The sequence below is a fragment of the Pseudoxanthomonas sp. SGNA-20 genome (assembly GCF_003931635.1).
GTDB lineage: Bacteria > Pseudomonadota > Gammaproteobacteria > Xanthomonadales > Xanthomonadaceae > Pseudoxanthomonas.
In genome coordinates this window covers 47,930-71,247 of sequence record NZ_RRYK01000006.1, presented here as the reverse complement: position 1 = coordinate 71,247, position 23,318 = coordinate 47,930, and the positions used below count along the sequence as shown (strand labels likewise).

Annotated in this window: 20 protein-coding genes; 15 read left to right on the top strand and 5 right to left on the bottom strand. The window is 67.8% G+C overall.

The window, feature by feature from the left end:
• Window positions 1–15: 15 nt before the first annotated feature.
• The 3 genes from EIM48_RS11400 to EIM48_RS11390 are packed head-to-tail and all read right to left on the bottom strand — an operon-like array spanning window position 16 to window position 2,711.
• On the bottom strand, window positions 16–987 hold the full coding sequence (locus EIM48_RS11400; protein ID WP_125111693.1) for an efflux RND transporter periplasmic adaptor subunit: 972 nt from the start codon (window positions 985–987) through the stop codon (window positions 16–18).
• A complete protein-coding gene (locus EIM48_RS11395; protein ID WP_125077103.1) occupies window positions 984–2,264 on the bottom strand; it encodes a TolC family protein in 1,281 nt (426 codons plus the stop codon). The genes EIM48_RS11400 and EIM48_RS11395 overlap by 4 nt, the downstream gene beginning before the upstream one ends.
• 54 nt (window positions 2,265–2,318) lie before the next feature.
• Window positions 2,319–2,711, bottom strand: a complete 393-nt coding sequence (locus tag EIM48_RS11390) for a hypothetical protein (protein WP_125077102.1) — start codon at window positions 2,709–2,711, stop codon at window positions 2,319–2,321.
• 281 nt (window positions 2,712–2,992) lie between these two features.
• On the opposite strand from EIM48_RS11390, the gene EIM48_RS11385 reads away from it, so the two are divergent.
• The 14 genes from EIM48_RS11385 to EIM48_RS11315 all read left to right on the top strand — a co-directional run bounded on the left by EIM48_RS11385 (window position 2,993) and on the right by EIM48_RS11315 (window position 19,758).
• Entirely contained in the window at window positions 2,993–3,412 is a 420-nt protein-coding gene (locus EIM48_RS11385; RefSeq protein ID WP_125111692.1) for a CopL family metal-binding regulatory protein, read from the top strand.
• 104 nt (window positions 3,413–3,516) lie between these two features.
• The gene (locus tag EIM48_RS11380; RefSeq protein ID WP_125111691.1) at window positions 3,517–5,403 is read left to right on the top strand and encodes a copper resistance system multicopper oxidase; all 1,887 of its coding nucleotides are present in this window, start codon (window positions 3,517–3,519) and stop codon (window positions 5,401–5,403) included.
• Window positions 5,400–6,542 (top strand): copper resistance protein B, encoded by a 1,143-nt coding sequence (locus tag EIM48_RS11375; protein WP_233581686.1) that lies wholly within the window; start codon window positions 5,400–5,402, stop codon window positions 6,540–6,542. The genes EIM48_RS11380 and EIM48_RS11375 overlap by 4 nt, the downstream gene beginning before the upstream one ends.
• Before the next feature lie 13 nt (window positions 6,543–6,555).
• Window positions 6,556–7,326: a cytochrome c gene (locus EIM48_RS11370; protein ID WP_039731392.1), complete on the top strand. Its 771-nt coding sequence runs from the start codon at window positions 6,556–6,558 to the stop codon at window positions 7,324–7,326.
• Window positions 7,327–7,343: 17 nt separating this feature from the next.
• The gene (locus EIM48_RS11365; RefSeq protein ID WP_125111690.1) at window positions 7,344–7,853 is read left to right on the top strand and encodes a nuclear transport factor 2 family protein; all 510 of its coding nucleotides are present in this window, start codon (window positions 7,344–7,346) and stop codon (window positions 7,851–7,853) included.
• A 173-nt stretch (window positions 7,854–8,026) separates the two neighbouring features.
• Window positions 8,027–8,392 (top strand): DUF411 domain-containing protein, encoded by a 366-nt coding sequence (locus EIM48_RS11360; RefSeq protein WP_043689483.1) that lies wholly within the window; start codon window positions 8,027–8,029, stop codon window positions 8,390–8,392.
• A 69-nt stretch (window positions 8,393–8,461) separates the two neighbouring features.
• A complete protein-coding gene (locus tag EIM48_RS11355) occupies window positions 8,462–8,812 on the top strand; it encodes a four-helix bundle copper-binding protein (protein ID WP_024889951.1) in 351 nt (116 codons plus the stop codon).
• 162 nt (window positions 8,813–8,974) lie between these two features.
• Complete coding sequence (gene copC, locus EIM48_RS11350; RefSeq protein ID WP_125077099.1) at window positions 8,975–9,358, top strand: copper homeostasis periplasmic binding protein CopC; 384 nt, start codon at window positions 8,975–8,977, stop codon at window positions 9,356–9,358.
• Between the two features lie 10 nt (window positions 9,359–9,368).
• Complete coding sequence (gene copD / locus EIM48_RS11345) at window positions 9,369–10,298, top strand: copper homeostasis membrane protein CopD (RefSeq protein WP_125111689.1); 930 nt, start codon at window positions 9,369–9,371, stop codon at window positions 10,296–10,298.
• Window positions 10,299–10,359: 61 nt separating this feature from the next.
• Window positions 10,360–12,783 carry a heavy metal translocating P-type ATPase gene (locus EIM48_RS11340; protein WP_125111688.1) on the top strand — a complete coding sequence of 808 codons (2,424 nt, stop codon included), beginning with the start codon at window positions 10,360–10,362 and terminating at the stop codon, window positions 12,781–12,783.
• Between the two features lie 593 nt (window positions 12,784–13,376).
• Complete coding sequence (locus tag EIM48_RS11330; protein WP_233581685.1) at window positions 13,377–14,699, top strand: TolC family protein; 1,323 nt, start codon at window positions 13,377–13,379, stop codon at window positions 14,697–14,699.
• The gene (locus EIM48_RS11325; RefSeq protein WP_125111687.1) at window positions 14,696–16,243 is read left to right on the top strand and encodes an efflux RND transporter periplasmic adaptor subunit; all 1,548 of its coding nucleotides are present in this window, start codon (window positions 14,696–14,698) and stop codon (window positions 16,241–16,243) included. The genes EIM48_RS11330 and EIM48_RS11325 overlap by 4 nt, the downstream gene beginning before the upstream one ends.
• Window position 16,244: 1 nt before the next feature.
• Window positions 16,245–19,397, top strand: coding sequence for a CusA/CzcA family heavy metal efflux RND transporter (locus EIM48_RS11320; protein WP_125111686.1), 3,153 nt, complete (start codon window positions 16,245–16,247; stop codon window positions 19,395–19,397).
• A 175-nt stretch (window positions 19,398–19,572) separates the two neighbouring features.
• Window positions 19,573–19,758, top strand: a complete 186-nt coding sequence (locus EIM48_RS11315) for a hypothetical protein (protein WP_125111685.1) — start codon at window positions 19,573–19,575, stop codon at window positions 19,756–19,758.
• A 1,030-nt stretch (window positions 19,759–20,788) separates the two neighbouring features.
• Here EIM48_RS11315 and EIM48_RS11310 read toward each other — a convergent pair.
• Window positions 20,789–21,538 carry an SDR family oxidoreductase gene (locus tag EIM48_RS11310; RefSeq protein ID WP_028915020.1) on the bottom strand — a complete coding sequence of 250 codons (750 nt, stop codon included), beginning with the start codon at window positions 21,536–21,538 and terminating at the stop codon, window positions 20,789–20,791.
• 99 nt (window positions 21,539–21,637) lie between these two features.
• Here EIM48_RS11310 and EIM48_RS11305 point away from each other — a divergent pair, with 99 nt between their 5' ends.
• Entirely contained in the window at window positions 21,638–22,633 is a 996-nt protein-coding gene (locus EIM48_RS11305) for an AraC family transcriptional regulator (RefSeq protein ID WP_125111684.1), read from the top strand.
• 34 nt (window positions 22,634–22,667) lie between these two features.
• Here EIM48_RS11305 and EIM48_RS11300 read toward each other — a convergent pair whose 3' ends face one another.
• Window positions 22,668–23,294: a L,D-transpeptidase gene (locus tag EIM48_RS11300; protein ID WP_125077082.1), complete on the bottom strand. Its 627-nt coding sequence runs from the start codon at window positions 23,292–23,294 to the stop codon at window positions 22,668–22,670.
• Window positions 23,295–23,318 lie beyond the last annotated feature (24 nt).

Sequence of the window (23,318 nt, the reverse complement as noted above, 5' to 3'; positions counted from 1 at the left end):
TGGCGGACTGTGGTGTCAGTGGTCATGCGACGCGCCCTCCTTGCCGATGTCCGCCTTGATCAGGTAGCTCTCCGCGACGACGACCTCCTCGCCGCCGCTCAGGCCCGAGAGGACCTGCGCCCGCGTGGCATCGCGGGCGCCGAGTTCCACGTGTCGGGCCAGGTACGTCTCGCCTTCACGTACGAACACGGCGTCCTGGCCATCCATCGACTGCAGCGCGGTCAACGGCACCATCAGGTCAACCGGCTGCTGCGCGACGGTGATCCGCGCCTTGACTGCCGTTCCCGGCCGCCACTGGTTGTCGGCGTTGTCGATCGTTGCGCGGGCGACTGTGCTCTGGCTGGCCGTGGCCATGCCCGGGAGCACACGTTCGAGCGTGGTGTGGACCGTCTCGCCATCGCTCATGCGGGTGACCGCGACCGGCACGCCAGGCTGGATGTGCTGGGCGTCGGCGCCAAAAATGTGGAGGTCGACCCAGAGCTGCGAGAGATCGGCGATCTGGAACAGGGGCGCACCCTCGCTGGCCAGGCCGCCGACCGAGGCACTGCGCTCGACGACCACGCCGGAGATCGGCGCGGCAACGCTGTAGGTGCTCAGGCTCAGGTTGCTCTCGATCGTCGCCAGCGTCTGCCCGGCGCGGACCGGGTCGCCGACGTTGGCGCGCAACGAACGGATCGGGCCAGGGAAACGGGCGGTGACCTGCGCAACACGACCCTCAACCGGGGTCAGCAGGCCTTGCACCTCATGCTCGTCGGCGATCACGCCGGGGCCGGCCGGCTGGGTCTTGATACCGGACTTTTCAGCGATTTCCGCAGGGATGACCGTGCTGGCGACTTCATCCGCCTCATGGCCGTGTTCGTCGGCCTCCGTTCCGTGGTCGGCGGCGTCGTTCGCATGTGCGTCCTTGGCCGGCTGGTCCGGCTCGCCACCGCAGGCTGCGAGGACCAAGGCCAGCGCCAGTGCCGGAATCAGGTGGACAGGCTTCATGGGGTTGCTCCTTGGTTGTGTTGCAGGCCCGGGCCGGCGACGAATGCCTGGCCGGTCAGCCGCTGGATCTCGATCAGGGCGCGCTGGGCTTCCAGCGCCGCCGCCAGCTGTTGCTGCCGTGCGGCGGCGTGCTCCGCCTGCAGGCTCGACCACTCCAGATAACTGGCGGCGCCTGCGCGGTACGCGGTGGCGGCCGCGGCTTCGGCCTTGGCCAGACGTGGAAGCACGTCCTCACCTAGCCGCTGTGCTTCCAGGCGGGCCACCTCGAAGCGCCCGTGTGCCTCGGCCAAGGTCGAATAGAGGGACAACCCTGCTGCCTCGCGCTCGATCTCCAGTCCCGCCAGCTCAGCCTGCGCAGCACGAATCCCGGGCTGGGCGCGGCCCCGTGTGCCGAACGGGATGGAAACGCTCCCGATCAGACCGAAATCGTTGTCGTCGGACATGCGACGCACACCGACCTGCCAATTCAGATCTGGGATCGCCTCGCTGCGAGCAAGCTGGAGCCGGGCCTCGCGCACACGCCGCTCGTCGACGAACTGGGCGAGTTCTGGTGTGCGCTGCAGCCAGGCAGCGAGCTCTGCAAAGTCCGCAATTTCGGGCAGCGCCAGGGGGTCTCCTCCTGCGACCTGGAACGTCGGGCTGCGTTCACCCCACAATGCGGCCAAATGCTGGCGCGCGGCCATTTCGGCTTGCGCCGCCCGAGCCAGTTCTAGCCGCGCACGTGCCGCGGCCGCTTCGGCGGTCAGCACGACGGCCTCCGGCGAGGCTCCGGCCTCGTGACGACGTCGGGCCGCAGTGACGGTGCGGTCCCGCTGTTCAATGTCCATGCGGGCGATGGCGCCTTGGTGCTGCGCCGCCACGACCGCCAGATAGCGTCGGGCGACTTCCGCCAGGAGGTCCAGGCGCCGACCCTCGCGCTCCACCGCCAGGGTGTCGATCCGGCTCTGGGCAAGTACGCGGCGGGCGTCCAGCTTGCCCCCACGCTCCAGCACGGAAGCCAATGTCAGGGTGACCTCTGCGCCTGACACGCCGCTTGCGGCGCCGCTTCCAAGCACGTTCTCGACTTCGACGCCGCCGAACAGCGCTGGACGCAGGGACGCACGTTCCAGCTCCGCTTCCAGCGCGTCGCGGCGGGGACTGAACAGCCGAAGATCGGGATGGGTATCAGCTACGCGCTGGAAAGCGTCGCGCAGGGTCAGGGTGTCGCTCGCGTGCGTGGGAAAGGCCACGGCACAGACGACGACGAACGCGGCCTTGGCCGCGAATCGAAAATTCATGGATTGCTCCGAGCTAGGGGGACGACAACGGTCGGCGACTCGCCGACAGAGGGGTCACGCGTAGATCGGAGGCTTGAACGGGCTCGACAGGTGCGCCGACGGCAAAAGGACGGGCTTCGTGGCCATCAGCTGGCCCGCGGGGGATAGCGCGGACAGTTGCGCTACCCCGGGCAGCAACGCTGCAGTGAAGCCGCAGCAATGCGCGAAGTGGACGAACATGTGCAGCGTTTCGGACTCCCCTTGACCCTGCTCGCCAGGCACGGCTTGCTCCCCATCGGAGATGCCGGTGCGCAGTTCATGCTGATGGGTCCCGGATGGGTCATGCGCAAGGGCGTGGATCTCGCCCACAGCTGCGATCACGGGCTGCAACAGGAGGCCAAACACTAGCAGCCCCAGGAGCACAGCCTGCGCGGCGATAGGCGGCGAACGGAAGCGAAACCGGGACATTGCGCGGAAGCTACCCGATCTACCGCTTGTTACACAATCACCCAAGGCGTTCCGAGGCTTCCCTGAGATAAGCCGACGGGCATGCACGCCAAGCGCGCGCTTTTCGACGTTGGTGACCCCTTCCGATGCCTTGATGACCGCCTCTTCTGCGGTTCGAAAACGGCGACAGCGACCACTATCTGCACGCGCGTGGGAGTGATAGGGCGGACACCCGAACACCGACCCCGATGCGTTGTCGCTGTATTCATCCGGCGTTTACTTCGGGATGTATACTCAAGCGCATGCCTTTCCGCGCGCTCATGATGCGGTTGTTCCTGATCGTTGCCTTGCTGGCGAACGGTCCGGGCATCGCTGGCGCGTCCATGCACATGACGGAGCACCTGAGCAACTCCCCGGGTGACGCCGCCCACGTGACAGCGACGCAGACAGCGGCCGACTGCCACGGGGCCGGAGTGATCGCTCCGGTGACCGACGACCACCATCATCCGCAGGCCGCTGATCACACCGGGACAGCACCACCGTTGGGCGACTGTTGTGAGACGGGCAATTGTGGTGCCTGCATGCACCACTGTTGTTCAGCGGCAATCGCCGGGTCGGCACTCGCCGATTTCACCGTCCGGTACCGACAAACCGTCGAACCGTTCCTGTCAGTGCACGCGTCCGCTGCACTGACCAATCTTTGCCGACCTCCGATCGGCTAAGTGTCGCCGCGCGCCTTTTAAGGCGCTGATGGGCCCTGTTCGCTGCTCCGCACCGACAGGGAAACGCTCGCCTCGCGAGCCCTCGTCACTCTCCCGGAGTTCCCATGTCATCCGATCTTTTCGGCCGTGCCGAGGGGCTGTCCGCCCCGTCGCGCCGCCGCTTTGTCCAAGGCCTTGCCGCCGGAGGCGCCGTTGCAGCCCTCGGCCTGTGGCCCCGCTCCAGCTGGGCCGTCAAGGCCGAAGGCGTCCCCAATGTGCTCTCGGGCACCGACTTCGACCTGACCATCGGCGAGACGCCGATGAACTTCACCGGTGCCACGCGCCCTGCGATCACGGTCAACGGATCGATCCCAGCGCCCCTACTGCGCTGGCGCGAGGGCACCACGGTCACCCTGCGGGTCCGCAATGCCCTGCCCCCCGGCTCGATCCATGGCGACCAGACGTCGATCCACTGGCACGGCATCCTGCTGCCGGCCGACATGGACGGGGTGCCCGGGCTGAGCTTCAACGGCATCAACCGCGGCGAGACCTACCAGTACCGCTTCAACGTCGTACAGGGCGGCACCTACTGGTACCACAGCCACTCCGGTTTCCAGGAGCAGGCCGGCCTCTACGGGCCGCTGGTGATCGAGCCGCTGGAGCCCGAGCCCTTCGGCTATGACCGCGATTACGTGGTCATGCTCAGCGACTGGACCGACCTCGATCCGAAGCGCCTGTTTGCCCGGCTCAAGAAGCGGTCGGATTTCGACAACTTCTCCAAGCGGACGGTTGGCGACTTCTTCGCCGACGTGAAACAGCACGGCCTGGCCGCCACGGTCGAAGACCGCAAGATGTGGGGCCGGATGCGGATGACGCCGACCGACCTGTCGGACGTCAACGGCAACACCTACACCTACCTCATGAACGGCATGACCTCGCTCGGCAACTGGACCGGGCTGTTCCGGTCGGGCGAGAAGGTCCGCCTCCGCTTCATCAACGGCTCCGCGATGACGTACTTCGACGTGCGGATCCCGGGCCTGAAGATGACCGTGGTCGCAGCCGATGGACAGTACGTGCATCCGGTTTCGGTCGACGAGCTCCGCATCGCCACCGCCGAGACCTTCGACGTCATCGTCGAACCCACCGGGCAGGATGCGTTCACCATTTTCGCCCAGGACAGCGGCCGTACCGGCTACGTCAGCGGCACGCTCGCCGTCAGGCAAGGGCTGCGGGCTCCCGTGCCCAACGTCGATCCCAAGCCGATTCTCACCATGGACGACATGGGCCACGGCGGAATGGGTGGCGGCGGCCATGACATGTCTTCGATGTCTCACAGCGCAATGGCCGGTGGTGCAACCGGCGGCATGGATCACAGCGGTCACGACATGTCGGCGATGGCTGGAGGCGCAATGGCCGGCGGAAGCATGGCCGGCATGGATCATGGCACCGGCGGGAGCATGGCCGGGATGGACCACGGTGCCGGCGGCATGCAGGAACACCCTGCCACCGAAACCGGCAACCCCCTGGTCGACATGCAGACGATGGCGCCCGCGCCCAGGCTGGATGACCCGGGCATCGGCTTACGCGACAACGGCCGCCGCGTGCTGACCTACTCCGACCTGCGCAGCACGTTCAGCGACCCGGACGGGCGTGAGCCCGGTCGCACGGTCGAGCTGCACCTGACCGGGCACATGGAGCGTTTCGCCTGGTCGTTCAACGGAGTGAAGTTCGCTGATGCCGAACCGCTGCGCCTGAACTACGGCGAGCGCATGCGGATCGTGCTGGTCAACGACACGATGATGTCGCACCCGATCCACCTCCACGGCCTGTGGAGCGACCTCGAGGACGAATCGGGCAACTTCATGGTGCGCAAGCACACCATCGACATGCCGCCGGGCACCAAGCGCAGCTACCGCGTGCGTGCGGATGCCCTTGGCCGCTGGGCCTACCACTGCCACCTGCTCTACCACATGGAAGCCGGCATGTTCCGCGAAGTGCGGGTGGAGGAATGAACGCCATGATCCTTTCAAGTCGTCATCCCCTGGCCGTCGGCCTGGCCTCCGCATTGTCTCTCGCAGCGGGCTTCGCGCCGGCGTGGGCGCAGGAGACGGACCACGCCTCGCACCACCCGGAAGCGAAGCCCGCTGCGACACCATCGTCACCCAAACCTGTTGACCCACACGCCGGACATCAGCCGACTCCGACAGACAAAAGCTCCAATGATCACGGGACCATGGACCACGGAAACATGGACCACGGCGCCATGAAACACGGGGCTACGGACACTGCCGGCAGCGATCACTCCACGATGGATCACTCCACGATGGATCACTCCACGATGGATCACTCCGGAATGGATGACTCCGGCATGGACCACGCGTCCATGGGCCATCAGCCTGGTGCCAGCCAGGATCTCCCGGCGAACGCGGAGCCGCACGAGCCCATTCCTGCCATCACCGCGGCCGATCGGGCCGCGGCGTTCCAGGACCTCGATGCGCACGTAATGCACGGCGAATCGATCAACTCCTACTGGTCGCTTGATCGGCTTGAGGCCTGGGACGCGGATGAGGACGGCACCGGCATGGCCTGGGAAGCGAAAGCCTGGGTCGGCTCCGACTTGAACCGGCTCTGGCTCCGCAGCGAGGGCGAGCGTGCGAGCGGATCCACCGAGTCGGCGGATGTGGAAGTCCTGTACGGTCGGGCCATCGCCCCCTGGTGGGACGCGGTCGCCGGTGTCCGCCATGACTTCGGTTTCGACGGCGGTCCATCGCGCACCTATGCCGCGCTTGGTGTCATCGGTCTCGCCCCGTACAAGTTCGAAGTCGAAGCGACCGCCTACGTGGGCGAGTCCGGCCAGGTCGGTCTCGGCGCGGAAGCCGAATACGAAATGCTGTTCACCAACCGGTTGATCGGCCAGTGGCTGATCGAGGGCGAAGCCTGGAGCAAGGATGATCCGGCGGTTGGAATCGGCAGCGGACTGAGCAAGGTCGCAGCCGGTTTCCGGCTGCGCTACGAGTTCCATCGACAGTTCGCGCCGTATGTCGGCGTGGTCTGGGAGCGTGCCTACGGCGGAACCGCAGACTTCCGTCGCGCGGAGTCCGGTGATGTCGAGGACACCCGTATCGTGGCGGGCGTGAGGATCTGGTTCTGATCGGAGTACTCGTATGCAACCGAAGACTCGCAAGCGTGTTTGGTTGATCGGGGTTCCGCTGGTTGTCGTGGCCGGTACGGCGGGCTTCATCTGGGGCGGCGTGTACAACGTCGCCGCCGATGACATGCACACGAAGCCCGTGTATTTCCTGCTCGAAACCGCACGCGAGCGCTCCATCCTGGCGCGTGCGGGAAGGTTGGACGTCCCGCCGGGCCTGGACGATCCAGCGAGAATCGTGCAGGGCGCGGGCAACTACGCAGCGATGTGCGCCGGGTGCCACCTGGCCCCGTCGATGGCCGAAACCGAGTTGAGCCAGGGCCTGTATCCGGCCCCGCCGGACCTCAGTAAACACAAGGTCGACGTGGCCAAAGCGTTCTGGGTGATCAAGCACGGGATCAAGGCCAGCGGCATGCCCGCCTGGGGCAAGAACATGGAGGACGAGTACATATGGAACATGGCCGCGTTCCTGCAGGTGCTGCCCACGCTCGACGCGGCTGCATACACGGAACTGGTCGACAGCAGCGAAGGCCACGCGCATGGCGGCGGCGAGACACACGACGACGACCATGACGAGGCGGCGACGGAGGATCACCCTGCCCAGCCCACAGCCGGGAGCGACGCGATGCCGCACGCGCAGTCGCCGGGTATGGACGATGACCACGGAAAGCGTGTTACCGACACAGAAGTCCGCGCGGTAGAGCATCGCCATGCCGATGGCAAAGTGCAGTCTCCACCTTCACCCCATATGACCGAGGCCGAAGACGGCCCTGCGCACACTCACTGAAAACCTGGAGTTGAACAATGAATGCAACAGCAATTTCGTCTGGCCTCGCGCTGATGCTGGCAATGGTGTCGCCCGCAATGGCGCAGACGGCACAGTCGCATGCACATCACCCCGCCGCTGCGGCAGCGGCGGACGTAGACGTGCCGGCCGCCGCGAAGGCCGCCGTCGACGTGGCGGAGCGCTTCAACGCCGCCCTCTCCAGCGGCGACCTGGCCACGGTCGAAGCCCTGCTCGCTGCCGACGTTCTCATCCTCGAGTCCGGAGGTGCAGAACGCAGCCGCGAGGAATACATGGACCATCACGCAGTCAGCGATGCGGCGTTCCTCAAGGGCGCCCATCGCCAGCTGCTCCGTCAGCGTGCACGAACCGCTGGCGAGTTCGCGTGGGTCGGAACCGAAAGCGAGCTGCACGCCCAGCAGGACGGCCAGCCACTGACCGTCCAGAGCACCGAGACGATGGTGCTGAAGCAGACCACGGACGGCTGGCGGATCGTCCACATCCACTGGTCCTCGCGGACCAGGCGCTGAGCGGAGAACCGGAAATGAAAGCCTGCAGATTGAACCGACTGGCGTGGGCGGCTTTTGCGGTCGCCGGCTTGGGTGCCTGCACCCAGACGGCGACACCCGCGCAATCCACCATCGCACCCGCTGCACAGGTCGTCTCTGAAACAGCCGACGCCACTCCCGCTGCCCTGCCACGCATGACCGTCCACAAGACTCCGACCTGCGGGTGTTGCGGTAGCTGGGTCGACCACGTGCAGAAGGCGGGCTTCACCGTGGATGTGCACGACATGGATGACCTGGGTCCGGTCAAGGAGCGTCTGGGTGTCCCCTATGCAAAGGGCTCCTGCCACACGGCCGAGGTCGGCGGATACCTCATCGAGGGCCATGTCCCGGCCGAGGACATCAAGCGCCTCCTCGAAGAAAAGCCGGACGCACGCGGCCTGGTCCTGCCGGGAATGCCGCTCGGCTCGCCGGGCATGGAGGTCCCTGCCGGGCGACAACAGCCGTACACGGTCGAGCTGGTCCGTCACGACGGAACCACCGAACCCTTCGCACAGCATTGATCCGTCGGAGCAACAGGGGCGGTGTTGCGGGCGCGCCGAGTCTCGTCCGCGAGGAAGAAGGAGAACCACATGACCCACCATTCCGCGGCACACCGGTCCCAGGCCATGAACGAGTGCATCGACAACTGCACGCAGTGTCATGAGATCTGCCTGGAGACCATCAACTATTGCCTGACCAAAGGAGGTGCCCACGCGGCCCCGGAGCACATCGCACTCCTTGCGACGTGTGCCGATATCTGCGCAACCAGTGCCGACGCGATGCTGCGCGGTGCCAGCGTTCACGACGTGGTTTGCGGTGCCTGCGCGGAGGTCTGCCGCCAGTGCGCCGATGCATGCGACGCCATGAACGACCCGGAGATGGCGCGCTGCGCCGAAGTTTGTCGCCGTTGCGCGGAAAGCTGCAGCGCCATGGCGGCTTGACGCGTCGAGGATCCCGCCTGAGCAGGCGGGATCCTCATCTGCAATATCAAAGCTGACCAACCGTGTTTTCGGTGACAGCCCGACATCCAACGCATGTCGGGTCCAACACAGCACGGCCCCCAACGGGGCTTAGCATCACATTCGCAATGAGGATTAATCACTATGAGATCATCAAACGTCCTTCGCTCCTTCGCGCTCGTCCTCGCGATTGCGGCTGGGCAGTTCTCCCTGCAGATCGCGCACGCCCACGCCGCGCTGCAGCAGTCCACACCGGCGGCAAATGCGGTGGTGGCCTCGCCAGACCAGATCGATCTCGTATTCAACGAAACATTGATTCCGCGGGCGTCGCGTCTCAAGTTGCTCATGAAGCACGGCAGTTCCACCATGCCGATCGAGAATTTCACGACCGAGATCGTCAACAACGGCAAGACCCTGCGTGCCAAGTTGCCCCAGCCGCTGGCTCCGGGCGTCTATACCGTGGAATACCGCGCAGTCGGTGGCGACAACCACCCCATGACGGGCAGTTTCAGCTTCACGGTGCGCTGAGGAGCCACAAATGCTCGACCTGTCGGCTTATGCAGTGAGGTTCCTGGAATACCTAGTCCTCATGGTTCTTTTCGGGGTCCCATTGCTCGGGTGGTACGGTTCGCGTCGAGCGGCACTCACCGATGCCCTGGCCGGATGGCCACTTATGGGCGTTCTGTTGGTGAGTGCCACCGTCGGTCTCGTGCTCACCGGGGCCGAAGTCGTCTTCAAGACCGCGGGCATCATGGGGATGCCGGTCGCCGACGTTGATCGCGCATCGCTTGGCTGGTATCTGCTCGAGACGTCCGCGGGCCGGGCAGCGATGGCGAGAGGCGCGCTGCTGCTCGCCCTGATGTTTGTGCTTGGATGGCATCGTCGCCGCGGGAAGGTGGAGCCCGCCTTCCCGCTGGCGGTGACGCTGGCGGGCGGCGCACTCGCTTCTCTGGCATGGAACGGCCACGCGGCCGCTGGTGAGGGCGTGGCAGGCGCGGTCCGGCTTGCTGCGGGCCTTGTCCATCTTCTTGCGGCAGGCGGCTGGATCGCAGCGGTCCTGATGTTCCTGGGGATGCTCCTGCGCGGCAAGGAGGCCTCCGGCAGCGGGCGTCTGCGATCAACGCATGACTTTCTGCATGGATTTTCGACGCTGGGAACGATTTTCGTTGCTGCGCTCGTCGTGTCCGGCATCGTGCACTACGGGGATCTCACCGCGTGGTCGTTTTCGGCCCTGTTTCAGAGCACCTACGGGAAGTTGCTGCTGTTCAAACTGGCTCTGTTCGGCGGAATGCTGGGTTTGGGAGCGCTGCACCGATGGACGCTGGTGCCGCGCCTGGGACGGGCGCTGACCAGCGGAGATCCCGCGCAGGAGGTGCGGGCTTTGCGGCAGAGTGTTACGGCTGAGGCCGCGCTGGCCATCTTGATCCTGGTTGTTGTTTCAGTGCTCGGGACGCTCAGCCCCGAATAGCTGTGTAACCCCCAATGGCACACTGCCTTGGCAGTCCATCCCCACTAAAGCGAGCATCGGCATGAACTCACCGTCGTCCCATGACCATCACTCCGCAGGCGCTGTCCCTGTCGAGACTGCAGATGGACGGGTAACCGACCCAGTCTGTGGCATGCAGGTAGATCCCGCCACCACGCCGCATCATGCGGACCACGCCGGCGCCCATTTTCACTTCTGCTCGGAGCGATGCCGCGCGAAGTTCGTGGCTGATCCCGAGCGCTACCTGACGTCCCGGGACGAACCCGAGGTGGCACGGCCCGGCGCCATCTACACCTGCCCGATGCACCCGGAAGTTCGACAACAGGGTCCAGGCAACTGTCCCTTCTGCGGCATGGCGCTGGAGCCGGAAATGCCCAACCTGGAGGACGACGACAATCCGGAACTTCGCGACTTCTCGCGCCGGTTCTGGTGGACGCTTCCGCTGACGGTGGTGACGCTCGTGCTGGCCATGTTCGGCCAGTACCTCCCGCGTATCGTGCTGGGCGGCGTGCAGATCCTGCCGCTGTCGATCGACCTGCAAACCTGGGTCGAGCTGGTCCTGACCACACCGGTCGTGCTGTGGGCCGGCTGGCCGTTCTTCGAGCGCTGCGTGCAGTCGATCCGCAACCGCAGCCCGAACATGTTCACCCTCATCGGGATTGGCGTTGCGGCCGCCTTTGGCTACAGCCTGGTCGCCACGCTGGCACCCGGCTTGTTCCCGCCGTCGTTTACCGAGCACGGGCGCGTCGGTGTGTATTACGAGGCGGCAGCGGTAATCGTATCGTTGACGCTCCTGGGCCAGATGCTGGAGCTGCGGGCACGTTCGAAAACCTCCGCGGCGATCAAGGGCCTGCTCGGTCTCGCGCCCAAGGAAGCACGGCGGGTCAACCCCGACGGTACCGAGGAAGACATCCCGCTGACCCACGTGCATGTCGGCGATCACCTGCGCGTGCGTCCTGGCGAGAAGGTGCCGGTGGATGGCGAAGTGGTCGAGGGCCGCTCCAGCGTCGACGAATCGATGCTCACCGGCGAGCCGATCCCGGTCGAGAAGACCGCGGGCGACCAGGTCATCGGCGCGACCCAGAACGGCACTGGCGCACTGGTGATCCGCGCCGCCAAGGTGGGTTCCGATACGGTGCTGTCGCAGATCGTGCAGCTGGTCGCGCAGGCGCAGCGCTCCCGCGCGCCGATGCAGCGGATGGCTGATACCGTCGCCTACTGGTTCGTGCTCGCAGTGCTGGCGATCGCGGTGGCCACCTTCTTCATCTGGGGCTTCTTCGGCCCGGACCCGGCCTGGACCTTTGCCATCCTGAACGCGGTCTCGGTGCTGATCATCGCCTGCCCCTGCGCGCTGGGCCTGGCGACGCCGATGTCGATCATGGTCGCCACGGGCAAGGCGGCGCAGGTGGGCGTGCTGTTCCGCGATGCCGAAGCCATCGAGCATATGCGCCGCATCGACACCCTGATCGTCGACAAGACCGGCACGCTCACCGAAGGGCGCCCGGCCTTCAAGGAAGTCGTGGCCTTCGAGGGCTTCGACGCCGACCAGGTGCTGCACCTGGCGGCCAGCCTGGACCAGGGCAGCGAGCATCCGCTGGCCGATGCCATCGTGGCCGAGGCCCGACGCCGGAACTTCGAGTTCGACCGCGTGGAGGACTTCGACTCGGTGACCGGCATGGGTGTGCGCGGAACCGTAGCGGGTCACGCGCTTGCGTTGGGCAATACCGCACTCATGGATGATATGGGCGCCGATCCCGGTGCGCATGTCGACGTCGCCGAGCGTCTGCGCCGCGAGGGTGCTAGCGCCATGTTCCTCGCCGTGGACGGTCGCTTGGCGGGTCTGATCGCGGTCGCAGACCCGATCAAGGCGTCGGCCGCGACCGCCATCAATGAGCTGCACGCCGCCGGGCTGCGCATCATCATGGCCACCGGTGACGGGCTCACCACCGCACGGGCCGTGGCCACCGAGCTGGGCTTGGACGAGGTGCATGGCGAAGTCCGCCCCGAGGACAAGGCCGAGCTGGTGCGGCGCCTCAAGGGCGAAGGCCGGCGGGTGGCGATGGCCGGCGACGGCATCAACGATGCTCCCGCGCTGGCCGCCGCCGACGTCGGCATCGCCATGGGCACGGGCACCGACGTCGCGATGTCCAGCGCCCAGATCACCCTGGTCAAGGGCGACCTGCGCGGCATCCTGCGCGCCCGCAAGATCTCCCAGGCCACCGTGGCCAACATGAAGCAGAACCTCACCTTCGCGTTCCTGTACAACGCGCTTGGGGTGCCGGTCGCGGCCGGGGTGCTCTACCCCGCGTTCGGGATCCTGCTGAGTCCGATGGTCGCGGCGCTGGCAATGAGCTTGAGTTCGGTATCGGTGGTGGCCAATGCACTTCGCCTGGCCAAGTCGGCCGCCGTACCGCCCTCGCCGACGGCACCCGTGCGGGACCGTACCTTGGGCCTCGCCAGGGATTGACTTGAGTCAATTGCATCGGTCCTGGTAAGAGGTAAGCTCAAGTCATGGTCCGCATCCGCCATCGGAATTGGTTCCAGCGCACCGCCCTCCTCGCGATGGCGGCGCTGCTCTGGTCCCAGTTCGCTTTGGCCGGCCATGGCGAGTGCCTGGATCTCCCAGGTACGCCGGCGGCTTTTGTCGCTGCCGCCACCGACACCCGACACGACCATGGCCACGCTTGCGATGCCGAGCTCCCCTCGGCGAGCAAGGCCCTGTGCGACGCGCACTGCACCGAGGGTGGCATCTCGGCGGACAGTGGGCGCATCCCCTCGATTCCGCCGCTCCTTGTCGGAGCATGGTTCTCCTGGTTCGCAGTCGCCGAGAGTGGGGATGGTGCACCGGGTGTCACGTCCACATGGGTGGATTCGCCACCCAGGCCCGCCTGGCACCGCCCCACCGCCCATCCCGCGGCACTCCTGCTGATCTGATGCCCGGACGCTGACTGCTCCGCACACCGGTGCGGCGCAGTGCTGTGCGTTCGTGCCGTGCGCGTCACGGCATGTGTTCCTGCCTCGTCCGAGCGACCTGCGTCGTGTCGGCCCAAGGACACTGATATGGCATCCCTGTTCGACCCGATGCAGGCCAGGCGCCTGCACCCTTACCCGCTGTTCCGCCGTCGGCCACTGCTCCGGCACCTGCTTGCCTGCGTGTTCGCCGGCGGCTTGTGGACGCTGGCGCTGCCCGCGACCGCCACCGAACCCATCCCGGGGCACAGCCTCGAGTCGATCCGCACCTGGGTTCTGGAACACAACCCCGAGCTGCGGGCCATGGACTTCGAAACCCAGGCCGCCGAAGCGAGGATCCTTCCCGCAGGTGCCCTGCCCGATCCGATGGCCTCGGTTGGATTCCGCGGCCTCGATCCGGACAAGCCCTGGCGCACCGCCGGTGCCGAGCGCGAGGTGAACTACGCGCTGCGCCAGCGCTTCCCGCTCTGGGGCAAGCGTTCGCTGGCCCGCGAGGTCGCCACCCATGAGGCCGAGGCGATGCGGCTGGAGCGCGAAGCCACCGCGCGCACGCTGCTCGCCGAGGCCGAAGCCGCCTACGTCCGCTACTGGCACGCCGACCAGGCGGTGGCGGTGCTCGACCGCCGCATCGCCCTGCTCCGCCAGGTCGAGGAAATAGCCGGCGTGCGCTACGCCCTGGGTCGCGCGGCGCAGCAGGATGCCATCCGCGCCCAGGTCGAGCAGACCAGCCTACAGCGCGAGCGGATCGAACGCCTCGCGACCAAGCAGGAGGCGGCCGCCACCTTGAACGCGGTGCTGGGGCGCCGGTCCGATGCACCGCTGGCGACTCCCGGCGAGGCGCCGCGCCTCGCCGTCCACAGCGCCTCGCTTGCCGAGGCACTGGATGACGCCGATGCGCATCCCGCGGTGCGCTCGCAGCAGGCCCGCGCCGAGGCGGCGCGCACGAACGTGGTGCTGCAGCGTCGCAACCGCTTTCCGGACATCACCCTGGGCGTGGGTGCGATGCAGCTCGGCAACGGCCTCGAAAGCACCGAGCTGATGCTCGAGGTCGAGATCCCGTTCCAGCAGCGTGCACGCCGCGAACGCGAGCGCGAATCGCGCCTGCTCGAAGAAGCGGCGCTGGCGCGGATGGACGCCACGCTGCGGGCCGTCGAGGAACGCGGCGCCTCTGCCTGGGCGCAGTGGACCAGCGCACGCGACCGCCGCGAGCTGATCGAGAACACGCTGCTGCCGCAGGCCGACGCCACCTGGCAGTCCGCGCTGGCCAGCTACCAGGTCGGCGAAGTCGACTTCGGGACGCTGCTGGAAGCACTCAATGAATGGCAGGGCGCCGACCTCGCACGGCTCGATGCACTGCGTGACGAACTGTTGGGCGCCGCCGCCGTGCGCGCCATCGAAGGAGAGATCCGATGACCCGTGTCCAGACCCTGTCGCTCGCCATCGGCGTCGCACTCGCCGCCCTCGCCGTCGGCTGGATGGCCGGCCGCGCGACGAACGATGCTCCGAGCGCAGCCACGTCCGCCGAAGCGCCGGCCGCGGAACGCAAGGTGCTCTATTACCGCAATCCCATGGGCCTTCCGGACACCTCGCCGGTGCCGAAGAAGGACCCGATGGGAATGGACTACATCCCCGTCTACGAAGGCGAGGAGGCCACCGCGCCCGGCACCGTCGTGCTGACGCCGGAGAAGGTGCAGACGCTCGGTGTGCGCACGGCGGTGGTGGAACGCGCGCCGCTGGCCGCCGGGGTGCGCGCCAGCGCCACGCTGGAGATCGACGAGACCCGGCAGTACGCGATCGCACCGCGTTTCGAAGGCTGGATCGAGCGCCTGTACGCCGACCAGACCGGCATGCGCGTGCGCCGCGGCCAGCCGCTGATGCGAGTGTACAGCCCGGAGCTGATGGCGGCGCAGCAGGAGTACCGCGTCGCCGATGCGGCGGCGCGCAAGCTCGCGCAGAGCGATCCGGTCAGCGCCGCCTCGATGACGCGCCTGCGCGATGCGGCGGTGGCCCGCCTGCGCAACTGGCAGATCGCCCCGCGCCAGCTCGGACAGGGCGACGGCAGCTTCGTGCTGACCTCGCCGGCGGACGCGGTGGTGATCGAGAAGCCGGTCGTGCAGGGCGCGCGCTTCGAGCCGGGCGAGACCGTGCTGCGGCTGGCGGACCTGTCCACGGTGTGGGCGGTGGCGCACGTGCCAGCCGCGCAGGCGGCGGAGCTGCGGGTCGGACAGGCCGCGCGTTTCGAATCCACCACCCTGCCCGGCCGTCGCTTCGACGGCACGGTGACGTTCGTGCAGCCGGTGCTGGACACCGCCACGCGCACGGTGCAGGTGCGGGTGGCGCTGCCGAATCGGGACGGCGTGCTGCGTCCCGGCCTGTTCGGCGCGATCGTGCTGGAGCGCGACGACCCGACGCCGGTGCTGAGCGTGCCGCGCTCGGCGGTGCTCGACAGCGGACTGCGCCAGGTGGTGCTGGTCGAGCGCGCGCCCGGCCGGTTCGAGCCGCGCGAGGTGCGCACCGGGCGGCGCGCCGGCGATCGCGTCGAGATCCTGGAAGGCGTGCGCGAAGGCGAACGCGTGGTGGTGGCGGCGAACTTCCTGATCGACGCCGAGAGCAACCTGCAGGCGGCGTTGCAGGGACTGGGCGCGCACGCCGGCCACGGTGGGTCCGCACCCGCCGCACAGGCGACCGCGCCCGCGGCGGTGGACCACGCCGGACATGGGCCGGCGATGCCACCGGTCGATACGAAGAAGGACACGCAGCCGGCCCCGGCCACGCCGCGACCGACGCCGCAGGCGCCCGCGCATCCGTCGCCGGCGCCGGCCGACCCGCACGCGGGCCACGCCCCGACCGCGTCGCCCGATCCGCACGCCGGGCACGCCCCGCCCCCGCCATCCGATCCGCACGCCGGCCACGCGCCGGCAACCGACGGCACGCACGACGGCCAGGAGGACCGCTGACATGCTCGGCCGCATCATCGAGTGGTCGGTCCGCAACGTCTTCCTGATCGCGGTGATGACGCTGGCGGTGATCGCCGGCGGCGTCTACGCGCTGCTGCGCACTCCGCTGGACGCGCAGCCGGATCTGTCCGACGTGCAGGTGATCGTGTTCACCGAGTATCCGGGGCAGGCGCCGCAGGTGGTCGAGGACCAGGTCACCTACCCGCTCACCAGCGCGCTGCTGTCAGTGCCGAAGTCGAAGGTAGTGCGCGGTTTCTCGTTCTTCGGCGCCTCGTTCGTCTACGTGATCTTCGAGGACGGCACCGACCTCTACTGGGCGCGCTCGCGCGTGCTCGAATACCTCAACTTCGCCTCGAAGAACCTGCCGGCCGGCGTCACCCCGAGCCTCGGGCCGGATGCCACCGGCGTCGGCTGGGTCTACCAGTACGCGCTGCAGGGCAAGCAGCGTTCGCTCGACGAGCTGCGCGCGGTGCAGGACTGGTACGTGCGCTACCAGCTCGCCAAGGCGCCGGGCGTGGCGGAGATCGCCAGCGTCGGCGGCTTCGTGCGTCAGTATTCGGTCACCGTCGATCCGGCGCGCCTGCGCGAGTACGGCATCCCGCTGGCGCGCGTGTCGCAGGTGGTGCGCGAGAGCAACCGCGATGTCGGCGGCCGCGTGGTCGAGATGGCCGAGACCGAATACATGGTGCGCGGCCGCGGCTACCTGCGTGGCGTGGAGGATATCGAGAACCTGGTGCTGAAGGCGGAGGGCGGCGCGCCGGTGCGCGTCGGCGACGTCGCCCACGTCGAACTGGTGCCGGACGAGCGCCGCGGCCTGGCCGAGCTCGACGGCGAAGGCGAGACGGTCGCCGGCATCGCGGTGGCGCGCTACGGCGAAAACGCGCTGGCGGTGATCCACGGCCTGAAGGAGAAGCTGGCCGAGATCCGCGGCGGCCTGCCCGCGGGCGTCAGCCTGCGCACGGTGTACGACCGCTCCGAGCTGATCCACCGCGCGATTGCGACCCTGCGCACCACGCTGATCGAGGAGAGCCTGATCGTCGCGCTGGTCTGCCTGGTATTCCTGTTCCACGCCCGCAGCGCGCTGGTGGCGATCGTGATGCTGCCGGTCGGCGTGCTGATCGCGTTCATCGCCATGCGCGTGCTCGGACTCAACAGCAACATCATGAGCCTGGGCGGCATCGCCATCGCCATCGGCGCGATGGTGGACGCGGCGATCGTGATGATCGAGAACGCGCACAAGCACATCGAGCGCGACGACGGCACGCGCAGCCGCGCGCAACTGATCATCGACGCCTGCCGCGAGGTCGGCCCGGCGCTGTTCTTCAGCCTGATGATCATCACCGTCTCGTTCCTGCCGGTGTTCGCGCTGGAGGCGCAGGAAGGACGGCTGTTCCGGCCGCTGGCGTTCACCAAGACCTTCGCGATGGCCGGCGGCGCGCTGCTGTCGATCACGCTGGTGCCGGTGCTGATGCTGCTGTTCGTGCGCGGCCGGATCGTGCCGGAGGCGAAGAACCCGGTGAACCGCGTGCTGATCGCCGGCTACCGCCCGGTGATCAACGCGGTGCTGCGCCACAGGCTCGCCACCCTCGTGCTGGCGGTGGTCGCGCTGCTGGCCACGCTATGGCCGGCATCGCGCCTGGGCAGCGAGTTCATGCCGACGCTCAACGAAGGCACCCTGCTCTACATGCCGGCCTCGCTGCCGGCGATGTCGGCGACCAAGGCGGCGCAACTGCTGCAACAGCAGGACCGCATCATCAGGAGCTTCCCCGAGGTCGAATCGGTGTTCGGCAAGGCCGGACGCGCCAACACCGCCACCGACCCCGCGCCGCTGGAGATGTTCGAGACCGTCATCAACCTCAAGCCCGAATCCGAATGGCGCGAGGGGATGACGGTGGACAAACTGATCGCCGAAATGGACCGCGCGCTGAGTTTCCCCGGCGTCGCCAACTCCTGGACCATGCCGATCAAGGCGCGCACCGACATGCTGGCCACCGGCATCCGCACGCCGGTCGGCATCAAGGTGTTCGGCCGCGACCTGGCGCAGATGGAGACGCTGGCGCGGCAGATCGAGGCGGCGGTGCGCAAGGTGCCGGGCACCACCAGCGCCTACGCCGAGCGGCTCACCGGCGGCTACTACCTCGACGTCGAACCCGACCGCGCGCGGCTGGCGCAGTACGGCGTCACGCCCGGCGAGCTGCAGGACGTGGTGGCGGCCGCGCTGGGCGGCGAGATGGTGACCACGCTGGTGCAGGGACGCGAGCGCTTCGGGCTGATCGTGCGCTACCCGCGCGAGCTGCGCGACGATCCGCAGCGCATCGCCGACAACGTGCTGGTGCCGACCATGGACGGCGCGCAGGTGCCGCTGGGCGAACTGGCCACGGTGGTGGTGCGCAAGGGTGCGCCCAGCATCCGGACCGAGAACGCGATGCTGTCGGCCTACATCTACGTCGACACCCGCGAGAGCGACATCGGCCGCTACGTGCGCGCCGCGCAGCAGGCGGTGGCCGAGTCGGTGAAGTTCCCGCCCGGCACGTACGCCACCTGGAGCGGGCAGTACGAGTACATGCAGCGCGCCGCGGCGAAGATGCGGATCGTGGTGCCGGTGACGCTGGCGCTGATCTTCCTGCTGCTGTACCTCAACTTCCGGCGCGTCACCGAATCGCTGATCGTGATGCTGTCGGTGCCGTTCGCGCTGGTGGGCGGCGTCTGGCTGATGTGGGCGCTGGACTACAACCTCAGCGTGGCGGTGGCGGTCGGCTTCATCGCGCTGGCGGGCGTCGCCGCCGAGACCGGCGTGGTGATGCTGATCTATCTCGACCACGCGCTGGAAGCTCGCGCCGCGCAGCGCCAGGCCGAAGGCCGCTCGCTGGATGCCGGCGATCTGCGCGACGCGATCATCGAAGGCGCGGTCGACCGCGTGCGCCCGAAGATGATGACCGTGGTCGCGATCATGGCCGGCCTGCTGCCGATCATGTGGAGCAGCGGCACAGGCTCGGAAGTCATGCGCCGCATCGCCGCGCCGATGGTGGGCGGCATGGTGTCGTCGACGGTGCTGACGCTGGTGGTGATCCCAGCACTGTACTCGTTGATCAAGCAGCGGCAGCTGGCCAGGAAGCGGCCAATGGCTGCTGCGCTGCCGGCGGACGTGTCGTGATGTGGCCGACCTTCAACGCGCCAGGGCAAAGGCGGTCCGCGTGTGCGTTGACCCAAGATTATCGCTGCGGGAGCACTCGATGCCTTGGTGTGGATGGAGGCGTGTCAGCCGAGCTTGACCTGTGTGCGGGACACAGGTCTAGCGTGATCACCATCTTTCCTGGAGCGCGCCAATGATGGGCAAAGACGAAGCAGCGCCGCAGCTGATGACGGTCAGGGCATTTGTCGATGTGAAATGGAATGCGTGTTGCTTGCTGCGGGGCATTTTCTTGGCCGCAGACAGCCGCGTAGGACGCGGCTGGGGGCAAGCGGACGCGCGCCCTCAAGAATTCCATGCGCTCGCCCAGGAGGCGGTTTGTTGACGCCTCTGGCAAGCCGGGGGCGGTTGCTTGGCGCTGGCGGCGACCAAGGGGCGCATGTTGGCGCTTAGTCGAAACCGGGGCAGCTTGTTGGCTTCGGACCCGCCGAGAAATCACTTCCTCGGAAACAAGTCACTTCTTAGGTTTCAATCACTTACGAGGGGGGCGATTGCTTGGCAGCAGACACTTGGTTTTCCGCTGCTGCGGCCCGCCGCCAGGCACCGCCGCCATCGCTGCCAAGGCGGCCTATCTTCCCGGAACCGTCAGCAGTAAGCCCCGGCGCGGCCATCACCAACAAACCATCTGGATATGAACCAAGCTGCAGGCTGGCCGACGCGTCCAGCCGCAACCGGCGCCTGGTTGGATCCGTGCCTCGTTGGATCCATTGGATCCATGCCGCCGCCGGGCCACCCTTGGTTCTGCGCGCCACGCCAACGCAACCGTGCCTGCCAGGCTGGACCCACTTTGGCCTTCGCTGATCCCCGAGGTGCGCGCCTGCCTCGCCGGACGTCCACGATGGAGGCGCGCCAGACGCTGATCACAGTCATGCGTCACGCGGTCGAACGCAGCCTGGTCAGGATCGACCGGCGTGGCGGCGGTCCTTGGGTGTGGACATCGCGTCGGCTCCCTGGTGTGGAGACCCCCTGTGACATTGGGTCCTCGGCATGCCACCCATCCGGAGCAAGCAACCTCAGCGCATATTGCTGCCGTCCCCGCACTATATGACTAGAACTACATCCAATGTCGGCGAATGCGCAGGACCGTCGGGAAGCGGTCGCGCGTCAGCGCACCAGGGTTATGAAGAGTTTAGTGGTTTATAGCGAATCCGCTATAAATCGATGCCGCCGCAGCGCCAGACCCCGGATCGCCGCCTTCCGCGCTTCAATCACGTGCCCTGGTGCACGCCATCGCGCACGTCCGTCCTCCGCGGAAGATGAGGGCGAAGACCGGCTCCAGGCCGCCTGACGCTCCATCGCATTTCCGGCAGGACTGGCGAGCGGCGCCGGCCTGCCATCCGCTCATCCCGGCGCCCTCAGCCCGCCTCCCTCGCCCACTCCTCCGCATCCGCGCCGGCCGGGATGTACAGCGGCGCGGCAGGATCGTTGGTCGCGCGCCAGACCGCCTGCGCCACGTCCGTGGACCGGGTACCGGGTCCGACCGAGTCGGCCATGCGCGCGATGGTGTCCTGCATGAAGCGGCCATACACCGCATCGTCGATCCCGCGCAGGCCGCGGCGGGCGGACTCGCGGAAGCGGGTATCGCCGGAAGAGCCCGGCAGCACCAGGTGCGCGCGCAGGCCGAACTGCGCGATCTCGGCGGCGAGCGATTCGGTGATCGCGTTCACCGCGGCCTTGGAGGCGCGATACGCGCCAATCAGCGGCAGCGGCCTGTAGGTCGCGCTCGAGGTCACGTTGACGATGACCCCGGATCCGCGCGCGCGCATCTGCGGCAGTACCGCCTGGGCCATCGCGATCGTGCCGAAGGTGTTGGTCTCGAACAGGCGGCGCACCGTTTCCATGTCCATCAGCTCGAACGGTGCGGGCGCGCCGAAGCCGGCGTTGTTGACGAGTACGTCGACCTCCCCTGCCCCGGCGACGGCAGCCCGGACGCTTTCCGGATCGGTGACATCCAGCGGCAGCACGAGCAGGTTGGCCGATGCCGGCAGCAGGTCGTCGCGCGGGGTGCGCATGGTGGCGACGACGCGCCAGTCCCGCGCCAGGAAATGGCGCGCGGTTTCCAGTCCAAAGCCGGAGGAACAGCCGGTGATCAGCACGGTCTTCATTCGGTGGTCTCGCGTGTGGTGGGCGAGCCACCACGGTATGCACCCTGCCCCGTACTGCCTACAATCGGAAGTCCATACTTCGTTTGCAGGAGTCCGGCCATGGTCGATCCACTGGCGGAAGTGGTCCTGCTGCTCAAGCCCGCCGCGCGCTTCTCCAAGCAGGTGGTCGGCGCCGGCCCGTGGCGGGTCAGCCGCTCGGATGCCGGCGAGCCGTTCTACTGCGCGGTGATCGAGGGCGGTTGCCGGCTGGCGCTGGAGGGACGAGACACGGTCGTCCTGCAAGCCGGGGATTTCGTCCTGGTCCCCGCCGCCTACGGGGTCACCATGTCCAGCCTGCACGAAGTGGATCCTGCCACCCACTCCGTCCCTGTGCTGCTGGCCGAAGGCTCCTACAGGATCGGCGCGCCGCGCGGTCCCACCGACCTGCGCATCCTGGCCGGCCACTGCAGCTTCGATTCGCCCGATGCGGCGCTGCTGGTGCCGCTGATGCCGCAGCTCATCCATGTCCGCGGCGAGCCCCGGCTGGCGACGCTGGTGCACATGCTCGGCGAGGAATCACGCGAGGATCGGCCGGCACGCGAAGTGGTGCTGGCGCGCCTGCTGGAGGTGCTGTTCATCGAAGCCCTGCGCTGCACCTCCGGATCGGGAGCCGCGCGCGGACTGGTCCAGGCCCTGTCCGATGCACGCCTGGCCGCGGCGATCCGCGCGATGCACGCGTGCCCTTCGAGGAACTGGACCGTGAACGAGCTGGCAAAGGAAGCCGCCCTGTCCCGCTCGGCCTTCTTCGACCGGTTCAACCGGGTGATGGGCATGCCGCCAATGGAGTACCTGCTGGCCTGGCGCATGGCCCTGGCGAGGGACCTGCTCGCGAACGGTGGTATCGGCATCGCCGACGTCGCCGAGCGCGTCGGCTACAGCTCGGCCAGCACCTTCAGCGTCGCGTTTGCACGCCATGTCGGTTGTCCGCCGGCGCGGTACGCACGCGGTGCGGCGCGCCCCGACACGCGGCGGCGGGACGAATCATCACCCGACCCCTTCGACGCAAAGCGTGCGGCAATGGCCGTTACCACGGCCGCAGGCGCGCCGCCTGGATGACCGGCGGGGCGGACGCGGGCGCTGCCGCGCCCGGTTACTCGCTGCGCTGCGCGGTATCGCGGCCTTGCGCGAATTCCGGGAAGACCTCCGCCAGCGGCTTGGTCTCCGGCAGGATGTAGAACACGCCACCGCGCGCGAAGACCGGCTCGATCACCTGCCCGTAGAACTCCGGCGCGACGTTGATGCAGCCGTGGGTGATGCGGTTGTCGTCCGGCTGCGGCGAGGCGAGGCGCTCGGCACGCTTCTCGGAACGGACGCCGGTAGCCGTCGGATGGATCGAGACGCCGGAGTCGTAATCCACCCAAAGCACGCGCCCGGCATCGAGCGAAGGGCCGAAGCCGCCCACGAAGCGGCCGGCCGGCGTGGTGCGGTCCTTGCCCGGGATCTCGCGCAAGGCCAGGCCGGCGATGCCGGGGGCGATGTGGTCGCCGACGGCCGAGCCGAACAGCGCAGGCGCCGCGCCGCGCAGCCGGCCATCGCCGCCAAACACCAGGATCTGGGCCGCGGCCTTGTCCATGATCGCGAACGGATAGCCTTCGCTGTCGCGGGTGGCGACCACCCAACCGGCCAGTTCGATCACCGTGTCCGCCACTTCCTGGCCCTGCGGAAGCAGGTCGACGGCGGCGGCCGGCGGCGCGGCGGCCTCCTCGGCGACGGCCATGGCCGGGTTCACGAGTGCCAGCGC

Excerpts from the sequence above, each read along its gene's own strand:
- EIM48_RS11400 (WP_125111693.1), bottom strand. The coding sequence starts at position 987 with ATGAAGCCTGTCCACCTGATTCCGGCACTGGCGCTGGCCTTGGTCCTC.
- EIM48_RS11395 (WP_125077103.1), bottom strand. The coding sequence starts at position 2,264 with ATGAATTTTCGATTCGCGGCCAAGGCCGCGTTCGTCGTCGTCTGTGCC.
- EIM48_RS11390 (WP_125077102.1), bottom strand. The coding sequence starts at position 2,711 with ATGTCCCGGTTTCGCTTCCGTTCGCCGCCTATCGCCGCGCAGGCTGTG.
- EIM48_RS11385 (WP_125111692.1), top strand. The coding sequence starts at position 2,993 with ATGCCTTTCCGCGCGCTCATGATGCGGTTGTTCCTGATCGTTGCCTTG.
- EIM48_RS11380 (WP_125111691.1), top strand. The coding sequence starts at position 3,517 with ATGTCATCCGATCTTTTCGGCCGTGCCGAGGGGCTGTCCGCCCCGTCG.
- EIM48_RS11375 (WP_233581686.1), top strand. The coding sequence starts at position 5,400 with ATGAACGCCATGATCCTTTCAAGTCGTCATCCCCTGGCCGTCGGCCTG.
- EIM48_RS11370 (WP_039731392.1), top strand. The coding sequence starts at position 6,556 with ATGCAACCGAAGACTCGCAAGCGTGTTTGGTTGATCGGGGTTCCGCTG.
- EIM48_RS11365 (WP_125111690.1), top strand. The coding sequence starts at position 7,344 with ATGAATGCAACAGCAATTTCGTCTGGCCTCGCGCTGATGCTGGCAATG.
- EIM48_RS11360 (WP_043689483.1), top strand. The coding sequence starts at position 8,027 with ATGACCGTCCACAAGACTCCGACCTGCGGGTGTTGCGGTAGCTGGGTC.
- EIM48_RS11355 (WP_024889951.1), top strand. The coding sequence starts at position 8,462 with ATGACCCACCATTCCGCGGCACACCGGTCCCAGGCCATGAACGAGTGC.
- copC (WP_125077099.1), top strand. The coding sequence starts at position 8,975 with ATGAGATCATCAAACGTCCTTCGCTCCTTCGCGCTCGTCCTCGCGATT.
- copD (WP_125111689.1), top strand. The coding sequence starts at position 9,369 with ATGCTCGACCTGTCGGCTTATGCAGTGAGGTTCCTGGAATACCTAGTC.
- EIM48_RS11340 (WP_125111688.1), top strand. The coding sequence starts at position 10,360 with ATGAACTCACCGTCGTCCCATGACCATCACTCCGCAGGCGCTGTCCCT.
- EIM48_RS11330 (WP_233581685.1), top strand. The coding sequence starts at position 13,377 with ATGGCATCCCTGTTCGACCCGATGCAGGCCAGGCGCCTGCACCCTTAC.
- EIM48_RS11325 (WP_125111687.1), top strand. The coding sequence starts at position 14,696 with ATGACCCGTGTCCAGACCCTGTCGCTCGCCATCGGCGTCGCACTCGCC.
- EIM48_RS11320 (WP_125111686.1), top strand. The coding sequence starts at position 16,245 with ATGCTCGGCCGCATCATCGAGTGGTCGGTCCGCAACGTCTTCCTGATC.
- EIM48_RS11315 (WP_125111685.1), top strand. The coding sequence starts at position 19,573 with ATGGGCAAAGACGAAGCAGCGCCGCAGCTGATGACGGTCAGGGCATTT.
- EIM48_RS11310 (WP_028915020.1), bottom strand. The coding sequence starts at position 21,538 with ATGAAGACCGTGCTGATCACCGGCTGTTCCTCCGGCTTTGGACTGGAA.
- EIM48_RS11305 (WP_125111684.1), top strand. The coding sequence starts at position 21,638 with ATGGTCGATCCACTGGCGGAAGTGGTCCTGCTGCTCAAGCCCGCCGCG.
- EIM48_RS11300 (WP_125077082.1), bottom strand. The coding sequence starts at position 23,294 with ATGGCCGTCGCCGAGGAGGCCGCCGCGCCGCCGGCCGCCGCCGTCGAC.